The organism is Neptuniibacter pectenicola, assembly GCF_001597735.1.
Taxonomy (GTDB): Bacteria; Pseudomonadota; Gammaproteobacteria; order Pseudomonadales; family Balneatricaceae; genus Neptuniibacter; species Neptuniibacter pectenicola.
This window is the reverse complement of sequence record NZ_LUTS01000019.1, coordinates 1-23,376: the sequence shown is the minus strand read 5'-3', so window position 1 is coordinate 23,376 and position 23,376 is coordinate 1. Positions and strand designations below refer to the sequence as shown.

Below are 23,376 nucleotides of genomic sequence, written 5' to 3'. Positions count from 1 at the left end.
GTATGGCAGCGAGGATAATAGTGTATTTTAAATCCGGTTCGTGGGATTTACGTCAGGATAAAACTTAGGACAACTGCTGTATCGCACGAACAGAGTCTGTGACAAGTTTAGGGCCGTGGTAGATAAACCCGCTGTAAATTTGAACCAGGCTAGCACCCGCTTCAATTTTCTCGGCCGCATCAAACCCTTCGGTAATACCACCGACACCAATAATAGGCAGCGCACCCTCTAACTCTTTTGCTAAGGTGCGAATCACTTTAGTCGATTTATTTCTCACAGGCGTACCAGAAAGGCCACCCGCTTCATCTGCGTACGGTAAGCCTTCAACACCTTCACGAGACAGTGTGGTGTTCGTTGCGATGACCCCATCGATCTCATAGGACTTAAGAGAAGCGGCGACAAGCACAAGCTCCTCCTCGCTCATATCCGGCGCAATCTTTACCGCGATCGGTACATAGCTATCATGGAACTTAGCCAGCTTAGCCTGTTCTGATTTCAGTGCATCGAGCAAACTGTTTAGCGCTTCACCATACTGAAGCGTACGCAGCCCCGGTGTATTAGGTGAAGAAACATTAACGGTAATATAGCTCGCACGACTGTAAACCTTACGTAAGCAATACAGGTAATCGTCGTTCGCATTTTCCGTAGGGGTATCTTTGTTTTTGCCTATATTGATACCCAGCACGCCTTTATAACGACTCTTATCGAGGTTATACAATAACCGGTCAACGCCATCATTGTTAAAACCCATGCGGTTAATAATTGCGCACTGCTCAGGTAAACGGAAAATACGCGGTTTAGGGTTACCATCCTGTGGACGAGGAGTGACTGTGCCAACTTCAACAAAACCAAACCCCATCGCCGCCATACCATCAACAGCGATACCGTTTTTATCTAAGCCAGCAGCAAGACCTACACGGTTAGGAAAGTTAATACCCATAACCTGAACCGGATCAGATAAGTTTTCAGCACCCAACAACTTATTCACACCTAATGCTGACGCTAGATTCATCGAATGCAGCGCTACATTATGTGAAAGTTCGGGATCAAGCTGAAACATTAAAGATCGAGTCAGTGAATACAACATACGGATACCAGATAACAAAATTTGCACGATTATAGGCGAGGCTTAATCAGAATAACATAGGCCAGAGAAGATCAAATCAATAAGACTATGGTTTTAATAATAAAAACATAAGGTTACACAGTAAGCGCTTTCACTGTAGCGCCTCAATTTAGTCCTATTGGATTTTTTCTATCCCTTTATATTTACCTAAATCATCAAAAATAATACGGAAACGACCATTAATCCCATCCTTTAACAGAAAAGGTTTTAATATTTCTGCCGGAAACCGTACGCTTCGCCCATCCAACGCATGAGCAAAAACATTCTGCGCAACACCTTGATACATCAAGATATATTTATCAGTTGGAATATGTAAATCAACAAGTATGGACTTCATAACAATATAATAAATACGTCATCACACTAAGCTTAAACAAGGGGCGCTACAATAAATTATAACCTAGGGTTATGTCATCACCTGCGCCCATTATTTATGCACTGTATTGACATATTTTGGCTAAATCAAACAATTCCCGCAAGGCAACGGTATACATTGCATACTCTTGTTTTTTAGCGCTTTTCAATTCAGTCAGTACATTTTCCCAACGGCAAACCAACCATTTGTTTTCATCACACCACTTATCAATAGCATTTTGCACCGAATAACCGGCTTTATGCCCTTGAATCGCGATGGAGACAATCGCTCTCTGCTGCCAATCAAGGTCATCCCTAAACGCTTCACGGGCCAATGCCTGCCAATAGTTATCAACGCGTAGCGTATTCAGTTGCTGAGAGAGCCAATCTAACTCCAACCGCTCCCCTAGGCCAAAATACATCTGAGCCACTTTATCGGCAGGCAATTTAGCCTCCTCCGCCGCTTCAATAATACCTAGCGATGAATAAAGGATGCGTGCACCTGAAACCATTTTAGCTAATTTAACAGGCACCCCTTCCTCTTGATAAGAGTCTCTTGAGTTCTCCCAACGCTTGAGTGGCTCCCCACATAAAATCTTGTCTTGTTTTGGGAGCATTTTAATTAATTCAGTTCTAAAGCGTTTCACCTCAACGTCACAATCTAATTCCAAACGTCGATTGCGTACAAACCAGCGGGTCGCTCTTCTCATCAAGTGCTGTAACTCATGCATCATTTTAATTTGCACTTCGTTACTCACCTTATGATCTAAGTCCTCTATCTGCTGCCACAAAGGCTCTATATCAAATACGTCCCTCGCAAGAATATAAGCACGGGCAATCGAAGCATCATCAGCCCCCGTAGAGATACGCAAGCGATCAACAAAGTTGATACCCATCATGTTGATCATATGGTTAGCAATCTGCGTCCCTATGATTTCACGTCTTAACCGATGCGAAGCTAACGCCTCCTGAAACTTATCAACCAACAGGCCAGGAAAGGCGCTATTAAGTTCATGGCATAGATAAGGGTCATCAGGCACGCTCGACACACTTAACGTCTGCTTCAACTCCGCTTTACTGTAAGAGATCAGTATTGAAAGCTCGGGACGTGTAAACCCAAGTTTCATATTAAAGCGCTCATTAAGCGCATCATCTTCCGGTAAAAATTCCAACGAGCGGCTAAGCTTCCCTGCACTCTCCATGTTGGAGATATAACGCTGATACTCCGACATATTTTCTAATGAGCGCGATTCGGCCATGGAGATCGCTTGCACTTGACGATAGTTGTTCTGTAACACCAATTCAGAAATATCTTCGGTCATCTCAGCCAATAGCAAATTTCGCTGTTTGCGCGTCATGTCGCCATTATCAACCAGCTGGTTCAGTAAGATCTTTATATTTACTTCATGGTCCGAGCAGTCAACACCGCCCGCATTATCAATAAAATCGGTATTAACCCGCCCACCCGAAAGCGCATACTCCATACGGGCACGTTGGCTTAGGCCTAAATTCCCACCTTCACCAACCACCTTACAGCGAAGCTCCTTACCGTTGACCCGCAACGCATCATTAGCTTTATCGCCGACATCCCCATCACTTTCTGTTGTTGCTTTAACATAGGTGCCAATCCCCCCATTCCATAACAGGTCGACCGGCGCCTTTAACAAGGCATTAATTAATTCAGTAGGCGGAACCGCTGAACTGGTTAACCCCGTTAAGGCTTGCATCTCTGGCGTGAGCTTGATCGATTTACTACTGCGACTAAAAATCCCCCCCCCTTTTGAGATAAGGCTGGCATCATAATCAGACCAAGAGGAACGGGGCAGTTCAAAAAGACGTTTTCTCTCTAACCAGCTTTTACCCGCATCTGGTTTAGGATCTATAAAAATATGCTGATGGTTGAAGGCCGCCACCAGCTGAATATGTTTTGACAGCAACATGCCATTACCAAACACATCCCCTGACATATCGCCAATACCAACCACAGTAAAGTTTTGTTTATCTGTGTTAATGCCCATTTCACGGAAATGACGCTCGACTGACACCCAAGCGCCCCGCGCTGTTATGCCCATTTTTTTATGGTCATAACCTAAGCTGCCGCCCGATGCGAATGCATCACCCAACCAAAATCCATAATGTTCTGCGATCTCATTAGCGATATCGGAAAAAGAGGCGGTCCCTTTATCCGCAGCAACGACCAGGTAGGTATCATCCTCATCATGGCGAATCACTGATTCAGGCGGCACAACCTCACCGTCAACTAAGTTATCTGTAATATCAAGCAGGCCACTGATAAAGGTCTTATAACAGCGAATCCCTTCAGCCAACCACGCATCTCGGCTCATCCCATCAGAGAGTTGTTTGGCGACAAAACCACCTTTTGCACCGACCGGCACAATCACGGCATTTTTAACCTGCTGAGCTTTAACGAGCCCTAGCACCTCCGTTCGATAATCTTCAAAACGATCCGACCAACGCAAGCCACCGCGTGCAACCTTGCCCCCCCGTAAATGCACCCCTTCCACTTGCGGTGAAAAAACAAATATCTCAAATTTAGGTCGCGGCAAAGGCACATCGGGTATCTCCTCTGGTGCCAACTTAAAGGAGAAGTAGTTTTTCAGCTCGCCCTCTTTTTTCTGATAGTAGTTTGTCCGCAAGGTTGCTTTGATTAAGGCTAAATACTCCCGAATCACCCTATCGTCATTCAAACTAACCACTTGATCTAAACTTGTTAAAATCCGTTGTTCGATCGCCGCTTCATCACCGAGATTCTCAGGATCAAAGCGCGCAGCAAACAATTTGACTAGCTCAGCGGCTATATCAACATACGCATTTAACGTCGTGCTAATAGCCTCGGGACTAATAGGGAAACCAATCTGTTTCATATACGCACCATAGGCACGTAACATGGACACTTCACGCCAATTAACCCCGCCTCCTAGCACTAAGCGGTTAAACTCATCACTGGCGGCTTTGCCTGACCAAACATGAAGAAAGGCCTCTTCAAAAAAGTCTTTTAACGCATCAAGCGCAATATCCCCATTACCGGTATATTGCAGACTAAAATCATGGATCCAGATCTGCTGTTTTTTACCATCAACCCGATAGGGGTGCTCATCGATCACCCTTAAGCCAAAGTTTTCTAATACCGGTATCACATCAGAAAGCGGTAAAGAGGCCCCTAAACAAAACAGCTTAAAATTAAGGTTCCCGTGCGCCCGCTCAAACGCTTGATAGAAACTTAGCTGTAAAGGAGCCTGCTCATTAAGGTCGGCAATGTGTAGCAGATCCACCACCGCCGTACGTGGCGTAAAATCAGAACTGTAGCTGGTTGAAAAAGCATCCCCATACAGGTTATAGGTCGTTGTCCCACCCTCTTCGCCTAAGGTTTCAATCAAGGCATCACGGAGATCATCTGACCAACTTCTGGCTGCCTGTCGAATCAAACCTTCAAGTTTAGCTTCATCAAATGACTCAGCGATCTGCTCACCACGTAAGATAAACTGCGTTCGCGTCAGAATAGATTCAGAGAAATAGGTGGTAAAATCTGCTTGCTCACAATTAAGCTCTTTACAGAGCAAGGCTTCGACCTTACGTCTAAATTCGGTACTGTAGATATCTCTTGGCGAATAGATAAGGCATGAATAAAACTGACCAAAATAGTCTCGACGAACAAATAAACGGATCTGCCGACGCTCATGTATTTGCAAGATGCCAACAACCGTACGGTACAGATCATCAACACTCACCTGGAAAAGATCATCCCTTGGATGAATTTCTAAAATCTGTAACAGCTCTTTCCAGTCATGGCCTTGGTGATGCAACCCAGACTTATCCATAATAGCGTCGACCTTACGGCGCACAATGGGAATCTGACGGGAGCTTTGAATATAAACACTGGAGGTATACAAACCCAAAAACCGACTTTCGCCGACCAGTTGACCTTTTTTATCATACCGTTTGATGCTGATGTAATCAGGATAGATAGGACGGTGTACCGTCGATTTATGATTAGACTTAGTGAAAGAGATAATATCAGGAATTAAAACAAACCCTTCCGCATTCCGGTCATTCTCGTTGACTAAGGCTGAACGACAATGCTCATCACAAAATTTCAGCAACCCCAGTTGGCTACCGGACACCGCCTCTAACGTTTTCTTCCCCTGCTTAGTAACCAGCTGGTATTCGTCATACCCCAGAAAAGTAAAATGATCTTTAAGCCATGCAATAAATGCATGAACCTCGCCGGTAAGGCTCGCATCAAACCCCTTGACCGGCTGTGAAAACGTCTCTGTCAGCAGATCACATTGCGTCAACATCGGTGAAAAATCGTCGATCACCATTGTGACATCTTCAAGTACATTTAAGAGCGCATGCTCTAACGCCTCCAATTCATCAGCCACGGTATGACGATCCACCTGAATGGAAACTAAGCATTCCCGATGGGTATTTTTCGCCCCGTTGGTTTTAGTGCGGCTGTCTTTATCCAATGCATCGATTAACTCACCGGTTTCATTACGCTTCATTGTAAGCACGGCATTATGAATCGCATGGATGGTCAAGTTTCTTCGGTTTAACTCCATGCGCAAAGAGTCCACCACAAAAGGCATATCCTCCTGCAGCACTTCAATAATCGTATGGGTCGATTGCCAGCCATGTTGCTCATAATCTGGATTAAAAACACGTACCTTCGCCTGCTCTCGTTTACGCACTTGGATAAACTGCCAACAGGCTAATGTTGACCCATAGAGATCTTCTAGCTTCCATTCTTTAAGATCGATTAATGAGGCCGATGAATAATAAAGCTTGGCAAATTCAATCAAGTCACCCGCTCGTTCAGCAATCAACCTATTTTTTATTTCTCCGCAAAGCAGCTCTAGAAGTTTATCTTTTTCATCGACTCGGTAGTTGTCCATAATGCACTCGAAAATAATCCTGTTTATCAACAGTATAGATAGTAACTGGTGATCCGCTTGCGCTTTTTGTTAAACCTTGTGAAATATACGTAGCAACGGCTTTATCTCCTGATTCATTAAGCAGCCGGATGACTATTTTTATCGGTCTAAAACAGCTTTCTCTTTCAACAATCATTGCTAACACAACTAACATTACTCATAATCAAAAACGCATTAGACTTATGAATAAAGAATGAAGTTTTTAGATCTGTATTTCTAACGTATTAACTACAGGACTTTGTGTTGCTAATTCATCCAAGCAAACTGTTGTGCACACTACTATTCTTTCTCTCGTTTTCTATACATGCCGCAGTCACCGCTAAACTTGACCAATCAACCATCTACCAAGGTGAAAAGCTAACGCTCACCCTCGAAACTGATCAAACCAATCAAAACCGTCCTGATCTTCGCGCCTTACAAAAAGACTATGTGATTTTAAGTACCAAAAAAGTCACCCTATCTAGCCACAGCACCAACGCCGTCATCACCCGCAACCGCTGGGTGCTGTCATTACGCCCGATCGGTGATGGTGAAAAGGTGATTCCTTCTATTAAGGTAGGCACAGAGGTAAGTCCGGAAGTATCGCTCTCTGTTTTACCCGCAGAACAAAATCCACACCCCAGTGAAGGGGCATTACGTCCGATCTATTTGGAAGTCGAGCTGAATAAAGAGGAAGTCTATATTGGCGGGCAAGCAATTCTAAGCGCTCGAATCTTCCACTTAACGACCCTGTCACAAGACACCAATTTAAGCCAACCCGAATCCATTGATGCGCTCATAAAGCCATTAGAGGAGCAGAAAAAATACACCACAGTTGTGCGCGGCCAACGCTATACCGTGACAGAAAACAATTACGCTGTTTTTCCGCGCCAAGAGGGAATGATTGAGATATCTCCTCTATTTTTAAGTACCACCTTAGCCAATGATACGGTGTTAGAGCTCAACAGCCCCCCGCAACTGCTTTCGGTGCTACCCCCGACCTATAACAACAGCAACACCCTTTGGCTACCCGCTAAAAGCCTACACATCGAAGATAATTTATCCGATATTCATCATGCGTCTGCGGGGACCGCTTTCACTCGAATCATATCCATGGAGGCTGAAGGTTTACCGGCGTCGGACCTCCCTTCTCTGTCTGTCCTCGAAAACGAGCTGGCTGAGATTAAATTACTCAATGTGATACTCGAAGAACAGATGACCGAACGGGGAGTGATCAGTCAACGCACCGAGGAGCTGGTTATCACCCCTTCAGAAGCAGGTGAGATAACCTTACCGCCCATAGATATTCCTTGGTGGAACACCCTAAATGATCAGGGGCAAACGGCAAGCCTTCCTTCACGTATCCTTCTTACCAGCGCACCATCCGCATCTGATAGGGCCTCGCCGGTAAACAACAATGCTCATTCAACCCCGCACCCATCTAACCAGACACCTGAGTTACTGATTTGGTTACTGACAGCGATCAGTATTATTTCAGCTTTAGGTTGGATCTACTCCTTCAACCAGTTACGAATCTTAAAAAATGATTCCAAACAAAATGAAACGGAGATCGCCCAAGAACAAACAATGCGTAAACAAGCGGCGAACGAAATTGCAGAAAAAAACACCTTTCAAGCCCTATCAATGGCCTGTAATCAAAACAACCCAACCATCGCCCAATTACGCCTAATTGAGTGGGCACAAAGTTTCTGGAACGACCCACTATTGCTATCGTTAGAACACATTTGCGAACGTGCTAACAACCAGACATTCACCTTTCTTATTCTTGATTTAGAGCAATACCTATACAGCCAAAGCGCTGAGTTGTGGCAAGGTGATCTACTACTAGACACTATTGAGAAGTTACGTCAGCGACAACAGCGCCTTATAGCGATGGAGGAAGATGACAACCCAACCTATGGCTAACGCGCAGCGTTCCACTCAGACGCGCCCCCACAGTCAGGTTTAATCGGTCAAAATAGACATTAAGGCGGTTTTTAGCTCAGGGTATTTAAATTCATAACCGGTCGCTAACACGTTTGCAGGCGTCACCTTTTGTCCCTCGACTAATAATGTTGCCCCCTCACCCAGTATCAATTTCATGAGTGTCGAAGGCATCGGCATAAACGTAGGGCGATGCAATACCGCACCTAACGTTTTACTAAACACTCGGTTAGTCACCGCGTCTGGCGCCGTCAGGTTAAATGCCCCCTCATGCTGATCCTGCAGCATAAGCATTTCAATGATATTGACCTCATCATCAATGTGTATCCATGACATCCACTGCTGCCCATCCCCTATAGGCCCGCCAAGACCCAGCTTAAAAGGCAATACCATTTTAGCTAACGCACCTCCCTCTCCTAAGACAATCCCAGTACGTAACACACAAACACGCACGCCTAAGTCTGTCGCGTTTAAGGCTGCACGCTCCCAATCAGCACATAATGTATGGGTAAAACCCGCATGGCATGTACTATCCTCCTCTAGGGTCTCAGCTGAATGACTACCGTAATAACCGATGGCAGACCCACTTACCAATACGCGCGGTTTACTCGCTTGCCGCCCAATCCACTCAACGAGATCCGTGGTTAATCCAACGCGACTTTGATAAATAAGCTGTTTTCTATCATCCGACCAACGCTTATCTAAAATCGGTTCCCCCGCTAAATTAATAACCGCATCCATGCGCTGCCCCTCAAGCTCGGATAATGCACAAACCCCCTCAACCTTATTTTGAAACAACGCGTTCACACGCTCCACATTACGCGTCAAACAATACACCTTATCGCCAAGTGCTAAGCGTCTGCGGATAAGATGTTGACCGATAAATCCGGTACCACCTGTCATTAAAATATTCATGGTAGTTCCTTTTATTCATTCAATAATAAGCACTGCATAAGGCGCTCAATATTGATACGATGTTAACCATTGTTTAGATTAGCACGCTTCTGAATTTAATTTTAACGAGTACCCACATGTTTACAGGCATTGTTCAAGGAAAAGCGGTTGTTCGCAGCTTAGAAAAAAAGTCCTCTTTTATGCACCTCACCGTAGAACTACCACCTGAGCATTGTGACAACCTCCAATTAGGCGCCAGTATCGCACTCAATGGTGCCTGCCTAACGGTTACAGCCTTTAACAAGAACCGGGTCAGCTTTGACCTTATTATGGAAACCCTGCGGGTCACAAACTTAAGCCTCCTGAGAGAGGGAGACGTTGTTAACTTTGAAAGGGCCGCAAAATTTGGTGACGAAATCGGAGGGCATTTACTCTCTGGGCATATCCATCAAACCGTCACGATTAGCCATATAGATAAACCCGAAAATAACTGGATTCTTTGGTTTAACATTACCCCCGAATGGAAACGGTATATCTTCCCTAAAGGCTTTGTTGCGCTTAATGGATGCAGCTTGACCATTGGCGAAATTAAAGACGATACGTTTAATGTGTTTCTGATACCTGAAACCTTATCAATCACCACCTTTGGCAATTTAGACGCTGGCAGCCTAGTTAATATGGAGATTGATGCCCACACCCAAGCGATTGTGGACAGTGTTGAGCAGTATTTAAGCAATCGTTAACCTGTTTAATTCGCTGCATATTTTTTTCATATAATCTTATTAAAATCACTATATAGTTTTAGGAATTGGCCGATACACTAATGCACACCTCTTAAAAGGAAATGGGATGGGGTTGAACTCATTAGAAAAAGAGAATCAGGAACTCAAACGCACCTTGCGGCTTATGGTCAGTAAAGCTGAGCGTAATGAGTCCATTCTTAATAGCTTCTTTGAAGTAGAGCTTCGCCTGCTTTCCTGTGGCCGTTTATCGGAGTTACTGGAACTTATATTAGTTGATTTTAAAGCGCTTTTTCGATTGAGTAGCGTGAACTTAATTTTATTTGATCCTGAACATGCCGCACGCAGCTTACTGGATGAGTACGTTCCCCCAGCAACGGGCAACACATTACGCTTTGTCCAAAGCCAACGATTACTCAAGTCAATTTATCCTAATCAAAAGATGATTATAGGGACACCCAGCTCAGCCCTTAAAAGTGAAGCCTTCCCCGTCGCCGATAGTCCTGTAGCGTCATGCGCCTTACTGCCATTGATTAGGCAAAACTGCCTTATTGGTAGCCTTCACTTAGGCAGCAGTGATGCAAGCCGTTATACCGAACATGTACGCTATGATTATATTCAGCACTTAGCATCGGTCGTTTCAGTCTGTATAGAAAACTGCATTAACCAAGAGAACCTTCATCGACTCAGCAGCATTGACATGCTGACTAAAGTTCACAACCGTCGATCATTTGAAGAAGAGATTGTACGTGAACTATCCCGCGCTAGCCGGTCTGCCCATTCACTCGCCTGTTTATTTATTGACCTAGACCACTTTAAGATGGTCAACGATACATACGGACATCAGACCGGCGACCGAGTGCTACGTACCGTCGGCTTATTTCTCAATAAACAACTACGCAAAACCGATACCATCGCCCGTTACGGTGGGGAGGAGTTTGCTATTTTACTGCCAAACTGCGACAAGGAACGTGCATTAAGCATTGCAGAAACCCTCAGAAAAAAACTGGCGAGCTTAATCTTCCGTGATGAACTTTCTCGACCCTTCAGAATGACAACCTCCATTGGTGTGTCACTCTGCCATCCCGAAAAAAATCCTACGACAAAACTAGAAGATATGGCTTACCAGCTGATCCAAGCGGCAGATAAGGCGGTTTACAACTCAAAAGACAGTGGCCGTAATCAAGTCGCGTTTATGCCCTTCCCACACCTTGAAACCCCTAAAATCCAAGCCGACCTTTATTGAGTTTCAGCACCTATTGTGTAGCATTGATGTCCGCAATAAGATCACGATAAAGATCAATATACTCTGCGGCTTTATGTTCACCAAACAGCGGATCCGTTTGCTCCACTAATAATGCATCCAGTTTGACCCAGTCCTCTTCAGAAGCAGCATCATCAATAAGCGGGAATAACACGCCCTCTTCTGAATCAAGGTGGTCCAACTGCAAACGGACAAACTGATCTAATAAATCCACCAACTCACCCATCGGTATAACCGCATCGTGAAGCACACCATCAATCGCCTCAGAAAGCTGTGTGCTCGACAGTTTAAGTTTGCCATGCTCTGCAGCACAATCCGTTAAATGCGTGTCGAGTACGCTTGAGCGGCCACGGAAGTAATCGTACAGCTTGTCCTCGCGCGGGTGATGATAGCCATCAGCGTAATGCGCTATGTAATGAATCACATCGCCCATCAAATTAAAATTAGGGGGGTCACCCGCCTTTAGCTTATCCACTTTACGCCGTAGAACGACCAGCAACTTATTAAGATTGACATGATCTTTATGTAGTTCAGTAAGTATTGTCATACGTATCTCCAAACGAAAAGTTACAAGCAGCAACGTAACCGGCTTTTGCTAAGGTCATCAAAAGCTAACCTATTACATAAAATATAGAGAAAACGCAGATACGCGCTTGATAAAGATCAATTTAGAGAGGGTTAGAATAAAAAAAATGCTGCACCGCAACATTATTTATTTTAAATGCTGCATGAGGAGAGGTACGTCGCGCACACCGCAATGCTAGCGTTCGTTTTAAATAGGCAAAAAAAAGACCAAAGTGATAAACACTTTGGTCTGAAAAATCGCATTAAAGACCCTCTAACGATAGATCATCAATGCATAGGCCAAGAGTAAAGCAAACGCTTTCTCACTCAGGTTAATGCAAACCCTAGGCCAGTTTAGTCGTTAAGCTGAGCGTAGAGCTCAAATAAGTTACTCACACGAATATCTGTCGCGTCAGGCCAAGAACGCTCAGCCCTATCCACATGGATAGTTGTCACTGAAGCCGCACGGCCAGCAAGAAGATCAAAATGAAAATCCCCCACCATAACCGCCTTCTCTTTAGGAGCAACCCATTGATTTAAAAGTATATTTATACCTTCAGCAGAGGGTTTGGGTGCCGCTTCGTCACGCCCCAATACATCTTGACGGGCAAAAAAGTTAGCCGCCCCAATCGCTTCCAACGATAAAAGGGCAAATTCATGGGTGTTCCGAGTCAAAATACCTAAGCAACACTCGTTCTCATGCAGCTTAGCCAGAAGCTCAACAACACCCTCAGCAGGTTCTGCCTGTGCCGCATAATAACGCTCCAGCTCATCGAGGCGCGCCAACATTGTGCGTTGCTCCTCTGCTGGCTGAGCAGCAATGGCAGAGAGAATATCGACATCTGGCTGTAAACCTAATTCATGACGAATATAGGCAAAGTCATGCACCGGCTTAGTCAGGGTGCCATCAAGATCAAAAATCCAATAACGCTTGTGCGTTAAGTTAACCATGCAATCTTTAACTCATATAAAAATGCCGAAAAGCATTCACTTTTCGGCACTTAGCAGTAACAGGTGTCATATGAGGCAATTATTCAGCAGCGGAAAAGCTCGCCTCATTAAAAGGGTCTAACGGGTTTTCTAATAACTCATCGTTATTGAAATATAAGATACGCCCTTCAAACTTTAAATGCTTTGTTGCAAACCAGCGATCAAGCTCTTCTATGCTTTCATCACTCGAATTAACATCCAGCCAACTAATGATCAAGTTATAAAAGTAAACGCCAAAAAGCCCAGCTGCCGCACCTAAGAAAAACTCAGATGATAAGGCAAATAGAAGCAAAATAATCCCGGCTATCCAGATCCTATTCGCTTTAGCTGTTTTATAAGTATCATTAGCCAGTTCATGGCTATCCTTTAATCGCATGTAACGTCTGAAATTTTGCTGAATATCAAACTTATCTTCCGCAGACAGTAACTGTGACATATTGCATCCTTAGTCATACGTATATTTTATTATTTTCACTTCAAACCAAGTCCAAAGATAAAACTTGGCATACACTCCTCAGCGAGTATAGCCGAGGGAAAACGATACGTCCCCCCAGCTTAAGGAGAATGTTCAACTTTTTTACACTAAACTTTTACTCACAACCTCAAAAACATCTTTTGACAAGTCGCCACTCTCTCTAATTCGTTCTAACTCAGCCTTCATCAGCGCTTGTCTTGCAGCAGAAAACTTTTTCCAACGCGTTAATGGCGTCAGCATTCTTGCCGCTATTTGTGGATTTTGACTGTTCAGCTCAATAATTCGATCCGCTAAAAAGCGATAGCCACTACCATCGAGTGCATGAAAATGAGTACTATTTTGTGCACAGAACACAGAGATAACAGAGCGCAGTTTATTCGGATTTTTACCATCAAACGCCGGATGTTGCATAAGTTCCAGTACGCGGGATAAAGCCCCTTCGTTAGGGTCTGATGCTTGAATCGATAACCATAAGTTAACCACCAAACTTTCCCCACTCCAACGTTGGTAAAAATCAGCCAGCAGTGCTTTCGCATCTGACCTAAACGATGAATGGGCAACCAAGACCAAAGCCACTTGCATATCCGTCATATTATCGGCTTTTTCATATTGAGCTCTGGCTAACTGAAGGCTCGCTTCAGTCTCAAGGCTCATCAGATAAGATAAGCAGAGGTTTTTAAGACTGCGACGTGCAACAGAACCCGCATCGGGGCTATAGGCAATATCCAGATCATTCTCTTGATATACAGCCTGCAACCTATCTTCTAACTGTACGGCAATGGAATGGCGAACAAACTTACGTACGGCATCAATAGCATCGACATCAACACAGTCAGACAACTCAGACAGGTAGGCTTCTGAAGGTAAAGTTAATACCTTACTGACCATCGCCTTATCCAACCCTTCAGCATCGAGCACGCTACGAAAAGCAGAGACTAAGCGACCATCTAACACCATGGCCTTATCCGGATGGAAGTCTGCAATAAGTGCCTGCATTATATCGACAGCCAGCTTCTGAGCCGCATCCCAACGACAGAAACCATCGCTGTCATGAGCCATTAAAAACATGAGTTCATCACGTTGGTATGGATAAAAAAGCTTAACGGGCGCAGAGAAACCGCGTAATAAAGAGGGCACCGGTTTCGTGCTTAAACCGCTAAAGGTAAAGGTTTGCTCAAATTCGGTTACATTAAGGATTTGAGTCGTCTCGCCATTAGGTAGCTCAACCTCTTCGCCCTTCTCATTCAGCAAACCCATCGCTAATGGAATATGGAAAGCAGACTTCTTCTCTTGACCTGGGCTTGGTGGACAGCTTTGTTTAACCGTTAATTTATACTCCCCCGTCGCAGCATCAAACTGATCGCTAACATGAAGTTCAGGCGTCCCAGCCTGATGGTACCAGGCCCTAAACTGAGACAGGTCTTGCCCTGAGGCATCCTCCATCGCCAGAATAAAATCTTCTGTCGTGACCGCTTGGCCATCATGGCGTTCAAAATAAAGGTCCGAGCCTTTTCGGAAAAGCGCCTCGCCTAACAATGTCCGTACCATACGTACAACTTCTGCCCCTTTTTCATAGATCGTTAGGGTATAGAAGTTAGATATCTCAATAAATGATTCCGGACGTATAGGGTGAGCCATAGGCCCCGCATCTTCAGCAAACTGTGCAGTTCTTAACAGGCTCACATCTTCAACACGCTTAACGGTACGGGAGTTCATGTCAGCAGAAAACTCAGCATCACGAAAAACGGTAAAGCCTTCCTTTAAGCTCAGCTGAAACCAATCACGACAGGTCACTCGGTTACCCGACCAGTTATGGAAATACTCATGGGCAACGACCGCTTCGACGCGCTGAAAGCCGCTATCAGTTGTTGTTGCCGCATTAGCCAAGACACATGAGGTGTTGAAAATATTAAGCCCTTTATTCTCCATGGCGCCCATGTTGAAGAAATCCACCGCCACAATCATGTAGATATCTAAATCATATTCACGGCCATAGGTCTCTTCATCCCACTTCATCGCATTTTTGAGCGACGTCATAGCATAATCGAGCTTATCGAGATCTTTCTCTTCAGCAAATATTTTCAGTGTAACGTTCCGGCCTGACATCGTGACGAAACGGTCTTCAATATGTAGAAGATCCCCCGCCACTAACGCAAAAAGGTACGCCGGTTTAGGGAACGGATCTTCCCATGTCACCCAATGGCGATTATTGTCCGCCAAACCACGCGCGACCGGATTACCATTGGACAGTAGTTCTGGGTAGCGTGTCTTATCGGCTTCGACCGTTGTTCTAAAAACCGACATCACATCAGGTCTATCGGGGAAAAAGGTGATACGGCGAAAGCCTTCCGCTTCACACTGGGTACAAAACATACCACCGGACTTGTATAAGCCTTCAAGTGCAGTGTTTGATTCGGGATGAATACGGGTAGTGGACGTTAAGCAGAAACGCTCAGGTGGTGTTGCGATGGTCAGCATCTCCCCTTCCCGAACGTAATCGTTGTCAGTCAACGCACGCCCATCAAGCGACAAACTCACCAGCTCAACGCTTTCATGACCATGAAGTTCTAAAGCCGGTGCACTGGCTGTACACGCTGGGTTTCGAGTGATGACCAACTCAGCGTGAACGAGCGCTTCATCTTCAAACAGTTCAAAACGTAGGTCTGTAGATTCAAATAGGTAAGCTGGGACTTTATAGTCCTTTAAATAGATCGCTTTTGGTTCCTGTGACATTCCAACACCTTAGTTATCAAGCTGATATCGCTACCTGATAAGCAGTAAATTTACGCATATTAATAACACCGGTATCTAAAATCAGATACTGGCCTTTTATCCCTTGAAGCACGCCGCTAACCTCGGGCGTTTTATCAAAATTGAACGATGTAACTTTTTGCGGATAGTTTAAAACAGGGTAATTAATCTCTATCTGCTCGGCATCCGGTAACCGTTGCATTGCGTGTAAACCAAATTCATTTTCTAACGCAAGCAAGCCCGCTTGGCACGTTTCAAATAACAGATCTCTTGTCGCTGTTAAATCTAAATCTTCCACGTCGTTTTTCAACATTTTGCGCCAATTGGTTTTATCTGCCACATGCTCACCCAACAGACGCTCGACTTTACCCGACTGAAGACGAGTCGCGACTTTAAAAATAGGCAGGGCTTGAACCGCCCCCTGATCCATCCAGCGGGTAGGAACCTGAGTACCACGGGTGATACCGACTTTAACCCCAGAGGAGTTGGCAAGATAAACATAGTGGTCTTGGAAGCAGAACTGCTCTCCCCAGCTTTCATCACGACAGCTACCTTCGTGAAAATGGCACAGCTCAGGTTTAACAATACATTGATCGCATTGGGGCAAGCTTTTAAAGCACGGGTAACAATAGCCTTGGCTAAAACTTTTATTGGTTTTTCGACCGCAGTGAGTGCAGTTAATCGCCCCTTGATAATGGAGAGTTATAGGTTTTCCTATAAGCTCATTCATCGGAACTTCTTGATCACCTACGGGCAAAAAATAAGTAACCGTGTCAGACAGTTCTGTGCGCATCTTTTGCAATGCACCGCACGCAAGTTGTTGCATCAGTTCTTATCATCGGTCAGTATTTTAATCGTATCGGCCTGCAAAGGATCTTTCCCATGCTGAGAGCCATCCTTTTTAGTCCGGTCGATAAATCCCACGCGCTCATCGGCTGGCTTATTTTCATAGTCATAAGCAATAACCGCACGCATACAGATATCTCGTTGCTCTACGGTTAACTTACGACCATCCGGCCATTTACCTAATTCCACTGCGCGCTGTAACGACTGGTGCATATCAGGGGTCATCGCCTGAATAAGCTCTTCATAATTCATACATTTATCTCATACACAACATAAGGCGAGCGACCAAAATGCTCGCACTTTAGAAAGAGGGAAAGTTTATCACACCCTACTTTCTTTCTGCATGAACTCAAGCACTTGATCTTGAATTCTCTCTCTATTTTCAACACTCGGCACATGTAGGTCCTCAATCTCGATCACTTGAGACAAGTTAGGCATCACAGCACGTGCATATTTTTCGACTTTGCTTGGGGCAAAATAAATATCATCCGTCGCAAGAATCAACTGAACAGGCGAGGTGAATTTGATTAAATCTTTCGCTTCAAAAGGCCCCGGCGGCAACAGTGTCATCGGTATTCCTGCTTGAAAGACTGAAAAATAATAGGACTCCAGCTCCGGCCAGTTGTCGCCCATTAACGGCTTCATCAACTGATCAAAGTGAAGCTGATCCGTATGTAATTTAAAACCAATAAAGGGCATAAAGAGTTTTTTTAGCGGCCGCCAAATAGGCCGAAAAAAGCCCGCAGGCACCACCAGTGATACCGCCGATAACCGTGTCGGCGATCGCGTAGCCAGATCTAATAATAAAGCCCCTCCGAAGGAAAGGCCGACTGCCGCACAACGCTCTATTTTTAAGCTATCCAGTAATGAATCTAGCCAGATCGCATAAGCCTGATTATTAGGGATTGGCGCCATACCGGGCGTTTTACCCGCCTGCCCCGGAATATCAGGACAAATAATATGGTATTTTTCAGCCAGCTTAGCAAAAAACTCTATACAAAAAGGGGCCACTGTATGCAAACCATGCAGCAATAATAACGGAGGCGCATCCTCTGCGCCCGCCGTCATAACCCACACCGGGCCAAACGAGGTTTGTACGTAATTTCCAGCCAAATTAGGTACGACTGAATCCACTTTTTTTGACTGTGCGTCATAACGTTGCTTAAGCTCAAGCGACAACATAGTTGCGTCCATCTACTATCCTTTGGCTTTCGCCAATCGTTTGCCCAAAGGCACGAAAATTAAGCCTGCTACAAGCCCAGCGAGATGCGCAGTATTAGCTATTGAGCCAAAACCAACGCTACTCAAAATACCGCTGTAACCTAACGCTAACCAAAAAACCATAAACCCCATTAGGGCCGTTGGCAAACCTAACTTAGGGGCGTAAAGCCTATCCCACAACCAGCAATAGCCTAAAAACGCGAACACCACCCCCGATAAACCACCAAACAAAGGACCGCTCACCCAGTATTGGGCTAAATTTGAGGCCACACCCGAAAACACCACCAACACAACCAGAGGCAGCCGACCATGCAGGCATTCAATGCGTGTTCCCGCGATCCAAATCCAAAGGATATTAAAGATAATATGGGCCGCACTAAAGTGTAGAAATATAGGCGTAATAAGCCGCCAATACTCCATTGTCTCTATGGTGCCCGCCAGGCCGGTACTGTAAATTCCGTCATCTCTCTGCACGAGATCTGCAATACTGAAATACCTTAACAGCTCCACATTATCGCCAAAGCCAATCGCAAAGCTCAGTACGATACTGACCACTATTAATGACGTTGAAAACCAAGCAGTTTTAGCTAACTCAAGAAAATTACGCTGTTGACCTGCCCCTGATGAAGGCTCAACCGTTAATACTGAGAACTGCATCTGTGAAAGGTCGCCCCCTTCACGCCACATCTGGTATAGGGCATATATATCCTCAGGATTAACACTCGCCTCAATCCAAAGTGCTTGAAATTCGCCATTCTCAACAACGCGATGCGGCACCTGCTGTTGCCATAAAAACTGTGTAAACTCAGTCAGATCTTCCTGTAATGGAACGGTAAATACTTTAATCATTACAAATTGGACTCATCCGCAATTTCTCTTCTTACATCAACATAAATAAATTTATCGGGTTGAATAACCGTTTCATCGTCTAAACGGTAAGCGACTAATTTTCCATATTTAACCGCACTGTAATCTAAACAGGCGATATTTGATGTTATTGGGGCAGGCTGCCCCTCACGCCAATAGTGCCCAATAAAAAGCATTTTTTCCTCAGGACCATAATACAAAAGATCATTATAATCTTGGTCCGTTAAGCGCATTCGGGCAATATGCTCCGGTAAAGGGTCGGGCTGAAACACCACATCCCCATAAAACTCAGGCTCTTCTGCCCAAAATTTTGTTCTAAAGAAGCGCCGCTCAAAACCATCTTTACTCACCATCGCTTCACCATTAGGTAAGCGTAAATGGGTGCCGCGTAACAGTCGGTCCATCAACGCCCACTCAAAGGTTCCCCGTTTAGATGATCGATGTAAAAAACGATCATCAATCACATGGTTAGGGTATTCAGCCTCAAATCGGTCAATCAGCTTTTGATGCCAGCACGCATGCACAACTCTAAAGCGATCAAACTCTAAATAAACAGGCATCTCTCTGATCCACTGAAGAAAAACCTCTTCTTCATCGGGGTAGTTAGCCAGTTGTTCAAGTGTCTCAGCGACAATACGGTGATGGCGAGGGTTATGTTCACGTAAATAACTCAGGCCACTCCCTTCTCGCCCTCTTGTGACATAACTCAGGTAGTTAAATTCATGATTGCCCATAACAATATGGGCATGGCCCGCTTCGACCATGTCATAAACAAGATGAAGGGATTCTCTAATACGAGGGCCACGGTCAACAATATCCCCTAAGAAGATAACCTGCCTACCGGGGTTAGAATAGACCCCCTTCCGCTTTGAATAGCCGAGTTTAGCCAAGAGTTTCTTTAGACTTAAACCACAGCCATGCACATCGCCAATAAGATCATATCCCTTTACGTCGCTCGTCACTTTAACCTCCGAGCTTAGTACCCCAACCAAGTTTCTCTCGGCAGGTACTGTAAAAGTCATAATTTAAGGGATGAAGTAGTTTCAACTTATGTGGTTTTTTATGCACAGTAATCGTATCACCAGGCGCGCAGCTAATATCCTTTTGCCCATCACAAGAGACGGTTGGATACGCGCTATTATTCGGGCTAATAACCAACTTAAGCTCACTATTACCATTAACCACAATAGGCCGGCTTGATAAGGTATGGGGGAACATAGGGACCAAGACGAGCGCATCAAGTTTAGGATGCATAATCGGCCCACCCCCCGACAACGAATAGGCGGTTGAGCCTGTCGGCGTAGAAATAATTAAACCGTCTGATTTTTGCGTATAGACAAACTGGCCTTCAATATAAAGCTCGAACTCGATCATTCTCGCCGCTTTACCTGGATGTAATACACAATCATTTAATGCCGTGGCTTCACCAATAGGGACACCGTCCCTTTTCACAATCACATCAAGCAAAAAACGACTATCAACGGTATATTTGCCCTCTAAAACCTCGGCAACTTTTTCCTCAATCTCCTGCGGCGCGATGTCCGTTAGGAAACCTAAATTACCTCGGTTTACACCTAAAACCGGCACATGGTACTGAGCCAATGAGCGCGCAGCACCCAATAAACTGCCGTCACCGCCAACAACAATCACTAAATCACAAATCTCGCCCATCATTTTTTGGGTGCTGGTCTGTTGGCCATGACCAGGCATCATCTCGGCGATTCGCTCATCCAAGATACAATTGAGGCCACGATCACCTAAGAAGCGAATCATATGCTTCAAAGTATCAATCACCGACTTACTACCTAAACGGCCAATAAGACCGATGTTACGAAAGTAATCCATTTTTACTCCGGATCAGCTGTTTACACGCAAAAAATAGAAACGACCCTTCATCTAACTGACTTTTCTTAATCTTTTCAATAAGTTTTTATAACAAATAACGACCTTAAAGCGATCTTAACCCCTGCAAACCACCCGTATGCAGCACTAATAACTGACTCCCCTTAACAAAAAAATCAGCATCAATTAATTCTATTACTCGCAGCAGCATCTTACCGGTATAAACCTGATCTAACGGAATACCGTAATCGCTCGCCATCATCGCAATAAAAGCTAAAAGCTCAGGTGTTGTTTTTCCATAACCGCCAAAATGACCACCGCACTCTAACACCCAATTATTCAAATCAGAACAACCCGCTGATTTTAAAAGACTTTCAATATCATCATTTAGAAATTCAGCCCCTTTCAAAACAGGGATACCTACGACACTTATATCGGGCTGAGATGCGGCAACACCCGCTAATGTCCCGCCTGTTCCACAAGGAAGTACGATGTGGTCTATGCCAAAATCGCTGATAATAGCGCGGCTGACAATCTCAGCAGTACCTTTAACCGCCAAGGCATTACTCCCCCCTTCCGGCACAATAAAAGGATCATCAAACCGCTCTTTCAAAGCGTGCAGAAAATCCGCATCCTGCCGCCGTTTATACTCAGCACGCGTGACAAAGTGAAGTTCCATTCCCCAACGGGCAGCATCGCTTAAAGTAGGATTGTTTGCATACTCGGGCTCCCCTCGAATAACACCAATCGTCTTTATACCTAAGACCTTACCCGCCCACGCAAGGGCATGAATATGATTAGAATAGGCACCACCAAAACTTAACACCCTATCAAAGCCTTGCTCACCAGCCGCTTTAAGGTTGTATTTTAGTTTAAACCATTTATTCCCACTTACTCGCTCATCAATCTGATCAAGCCTTAGCAGGTGTATACCTATGCCACGCTGGCGCGCAGACGGAAAATTAAGTGAAACAACAGGTAACTCATACACTGGATGAAACATAGACAAACCAAACAAAGTAACAAAAGAGAAATACTACTGTCACAAATAAGACATGTAACTGACGTAAAGTACTTAAAAAAGAGGAGAAACGAATGGAAGATTATACAGAAGAATTGCTCTATCAAGATAATGATGAATACGATGACGATGACTACTCAGATGATGCTGAAGAGCAATAGCATCACCTGAGGTAAAATCAGACCTAAATACGTTCACCGCCACTCGGCCCTGCCTGAACGACATCACCAATATGTTGCTTGATCAACACCGTGCTGTTCCCACCAGAGCTTTTAGATTCGTACATGGCTAAGTCAGCCCGCTGTACAACTTGATCAGGTTTCTCAGTACCGTTAGTTTCTGTGACCCCTAAGCTCATAGAGACTTTAGCAATAACACCCGCCCCTTTATCTATACTATAGGCACACTTAGTATTAAATGCTTTCCGAATACGCTCTGCCGTTTTAGCCGCCGCCTGTATGTCTGTTTCAGGCAACAACACCATAAACTCATCGCCACCATACCTAACCGGGATATCAATTTGTCTCAACGTATCCTTAAGCAGTTCACCAATAGTACGAAGTACCCTATCACCTTCTAAATGACCCAACGAATCATTCACCTGCTTAAAATCATCTAGATCAAAGCAAATAATACTTAAGGGGTGGTGATAACGCTTAGCGCGATCAAGCTCCTTCGCCATAACCTTATAAAAATGACGTTGATTAAACAGCCCCGTCAATTCATCCGTAACAGAAAGGATATGTAATTGCCGTTCTAAGTCATATCGTTCAGTTAAATCATGGAAAAACCCGATGCTGCCACCATCATCTTCATCCATAATCACCGCTGACAAGCGAATAGGGACAACAGCACCATCACTGCACACCAATGCAGATTCGTACCCTTCGATTAGCCCTCTCGCGCCATAATCATCAGAATAAATAAGTTTTTTGATTTTTCGAGCATCATCCAAACTTGGATAGATACGAGCGATACTCAAAACACCAATGACATCTGCAGCCGCATAACCGAGTAGTTTCTCAGCTGCCGCATTAAAAATTCGAACAATCCCCGCACCATCAACCCCAATAATAGGGTCAGGGCACAAAGAGACTATCACCGATTCATCCACATGCTTCACCCACACGCTCCTTGTCTTTTATTTTTATAATTATAGAAAAAATAGCATTCGTTTTTTCACTCATAAATAAGAGCAAAAATCTGATTAAAATTTAATCTATAGAACAGAGAAGATACATGTTAAATGCTTAAAATACAAAAACATGGGATGAAATAATAAAGAAAAGAAGTGGTGGGCGTGGAGAGGCTCGAACTCCCGACATTCGCCTTGTAAGGGCGACGCTCTCCCAACTGAGCTACACGCCCACTAAGCAGATTAGCTTTTATACGATCTTCTCAGCATTTTGAAAAGAAAGGCCTGAAAGAACACAGTTAAAATGTGATTACTTCAAACTTCAAAATAGTGGCGGAATGGACGGGACTCGAACCCGCGACCCCCTGCGTGACAGGCAGGTATTCTAACCAACTGAACTACCACTCC

At 44.6% G+C, this 23,376-nt stretch carries 19 protein-coding genes and 2 tRNA genes; 3 read left to right on the top strand and 18 right to left on the bottom strand.

From position 1 onward, the window contains the following. Positions 1 to 64: 64 nt before the first annotated feature. The 3 genes from A3773_RS15975 to A3773_RS15965 form a co-directional block, all read right to left on the bottom strand. Complete coding sequence (locus A3773_RS15975) at positions 65 to 1,087, bottom strand: quinone-dependent dihydroorotate dehydrogenase (protein ID WP_082800661.1); 1,023 nt, start codon at positions 1,085 to 1,087, stop codon at positions 65 to 67. A gap of 154 nt (positions 1,088 to 1,241) precedes the next feature. Then, the gene (locus A3773_RS15970; protein WP_067988207.1) at positions 1,242 to 1,463 is read right to left on the bottom strand and encodes a DUF2835 domain-containing protein; all 222 of its coding nucleotides are present in this window, start codon (positions 1,461 to 1,463) and stop codon (positions 1,242 to 1,244) included. A gap of 94 nt (positions 1,464 to 1,557) precedes the next feature. Further along, positions 1,558 to 6,396 (bottom strand): NAD-glutamate dehydrogenase, encoded by a 4,839-nt coding sequence (locus tag A3773_RS15965; RefSeq protein ID WP_067988205.1) that lies wholly within the window; start codon positions 6,394 to 6,396, stop codon positions 1,558 to 1,560. Between the two features lie 282 nt (positions 6,397 to 6,678). Between A3773_RS15965 and A3773_RS15960 the strand changes: the two genes are divergently transcribed. Continuing rightward, entirely contained in the window at positions 6,679 to 8,340 is a 1,662-nt protein-coding gene (locus tag A3773_RS15960; RefSeq protein WP_197462809.1) for a BatD family protein, read from the top strand. Between the two features lie 39 nt (positions 8,341 to 8,379). Here the strand turns inward: A3773_RS15960 and A3773_RS15955 are convergent, their stop codons facing one another. Continuing rightward, positions 8,380 to 9,273, bottom strand: coding sequence for a TIGR01777 family oxidoreductase (locus tag A3773_RS15955; protein ID WP_067988200.1), 894 nt, complete (start codon positions 9,271 to 9,273; stop codon positions 8,380 to 8,382). A gap of 116 nt (positions 9,274 to 9,389) precedes the next feature. Between A3773_RS15955 and A3773_RS15950 the strand changes: the two genes are divergently transcribed. Then, complete coding sequence (locus tag A3773_RS15950) at positions 9,390 to 9,995, top strand: riboflavin synthase (protein ID WP_067988193.1); 606 nt, start codon at positions 9,390 to 9,392, stop codon at positions 9,993 to 9,995. Between the two features lie 106 nt (positions 9,996 to 10,101). Then, on the top strand, positions 10,102 to 11,238 hold the full coding sequence (locus tag A3773_RS15945; protein WP_067988190.1) for a sensor domain-containing diguanylate cyclase: 1,137 nt from the start codon (positions 10,102 to 10,104) through the stop codon (positions 11,236 to 11,238). A 10-nt stretch (positions 11,239 to 11,248) separates the two neighbouring features. On the opposite strand, the gene A3773_RS15940 is transcribed toward A3773_RS15945, so the two are convergent. The 14 genes from A3773_RS15940 to A3773_RS15875 form a co-directional block, all read right to left on the bottom strand. Continuing rightward, the gene (locus tag A3773_RS15940; protein ID WP_067988188.1) at positions 11,249 to 11,803 is read right to left on the bottom strand and encodes a hemerythrin domain-containing protein; all 555 of its coding nucleotides are present in this window, start codon (positions 11,801 to 11,803) and stop codon (positions 11,249 to 11,251) included. Between the two features lie 371 nt (positions 11,804 to 12,174). After that, on the bottom strand, positions 12,175 to 12,771 hold the full coding sequence (locus A3773_RS15935) for an HAD family hydrolase (protein ID WP_067988186.1): 597 nt from the start codon (positions 12,769 to 12,771) through the stop codon (positions 12,175 to 12,177). Between the two features lie 79 nt (positions 12,772 to 12,850). Then, positions 12,851 to 13,246 (bottom strand): hypothetical protein, encoded by a 396-nt coding sequence (locus tag A3773_RS15930; RefSeq protein ID WP_067988184.1) that lies wholly within the window; start codon positions 13,244 to 13,246, stop codon positions 12,851 to 12,853. A gap of 141 nt (positions 13,247 to 13,387) precedes the next feature. Next, positions 13,388 to 16,018, bottom strand: a complete 2,631-nt coding sequence (pepN, locus tag A3773_RS15925; protein ID WP_067988181.1) for an aminopeptidase N — start codon at positions 16,016 to 16,018, stop codon at positions 13,388 to 13,390. A gap of 16 nt (positions 16,019 to 16,034) precedes the next feature. Then, positions 16,035 to 16,862 (bottom strand): DUF2797 domain-containing protein, encoded by an 828-nt coding sequence (locus tag A3773_RS15920; RefSeq protein ID WP_067988179.1) that lies wholly within the window; start codon positions 16,860 to 16,862, stop codon positions 16,035 to 16,037. Further along, positions 16,862 to 17,134 (bottom strand): YeaC family protein, encoded by a 273-nt coding sequence (locus A3773_RS15915; protein WP_067988178.1) that lies wholly within the window; start codon positions 17,132 to 17,134, stop codon positions 16,862 to 16,864. The genes A3773_RS15920 and A3773_RS15915 overlap by 1 nt, the downstream gene beginning before the upstream one ends. A gap of 69 nt (positions 17,135 to 17,203) precedes the next feature. Next, a complete protein-coding gene (locus tag A3773_RS15910) occupies positions 17,204 to 18,076 on the bottom strand; it encodes an alpha/beta fold hydrolase (RefSeq protein ID WP_067988176.1) in 873 nt (290 codons plus the stop codon). Positions 18,077 to 18,079: 3 nt separating this feature from the next. Then, positions 18,080 to 18,952 carry a rhomboid family intramembrane serine protease gene (locus A3773_RS15905; RefSeq protein ID WP_067988175.1) on the bottom strand — a complete coding sequence of 291 codons (873 nt, stop codon included), beginning with the start codon at positions 18,950 to 18,952 and terminating at the stop codon, positions 18,080 to 18,082. Beyond that, on the bottom strand, positions 18,952 to 19,932 hold the full coding sequence (locus A3773_RS15900; RefSeq protein ID WP_067988174.1) for a metallophosphoesterase: 981 nt from the start codon (positions 19,930 to 19,932) through the stop codon (positions 18,952 to 18,954). Before A3773_RS15900 ends, A3773_RS15905 begins: the two co-directional genes overlap by 1 nt. Before the next feature lies 1 nt (position 19,933). Continuing rightward, positions 19,934 to 20,815, bottom strand: coding sequence for an NAD(+) kinase (locus tag A3773_RS15895; RefSeq protein WP_067988173.1), 882 nt, complete (start codon positions 20,813 to 20,815; stop codon positions 19,934 to 19,936). A gap of 103 nt (positions 20,816 to 20,918) precedes the next feature. After that, a complete protein-coding gene (locus A3773_RS15890) occupies positions 20,919 to 21,815 on the bottom strand; it encodes a 1-aminocyclopropane-1-carboxylate deaminase/D-cysteine desulfhydrase (RefSeq protein WP_067988166.1) in 897 nt (298 codons plus the stop codon). Between the two features lie 202 nt (positions 21,816 to 22,017). Then, a complete protein-coding gene (locus A3773_RS15885) occupies positions 22,018 to 22,956 on the bottom strand; it encodes a sensor domain-containing diguanylate cyclase (RefSeq protein WP_067988164.1) in 939 nt (312 codons plus the stop codon). A 169-nt stretch (positions 22,957 to 23,125) separates the two neighbouring features. After that, a tRNA-Val gene (locus tag A3773_RS15880) sits at positions 23,126 to 23,201 on the bottom strand. A gap of 98 nt (positions 23,202 to 23,299) precedes the next feature. Then, positions 23,300 to 23,376, bottom strand: a tRNA-Asp gene (locus A3773_RS15875).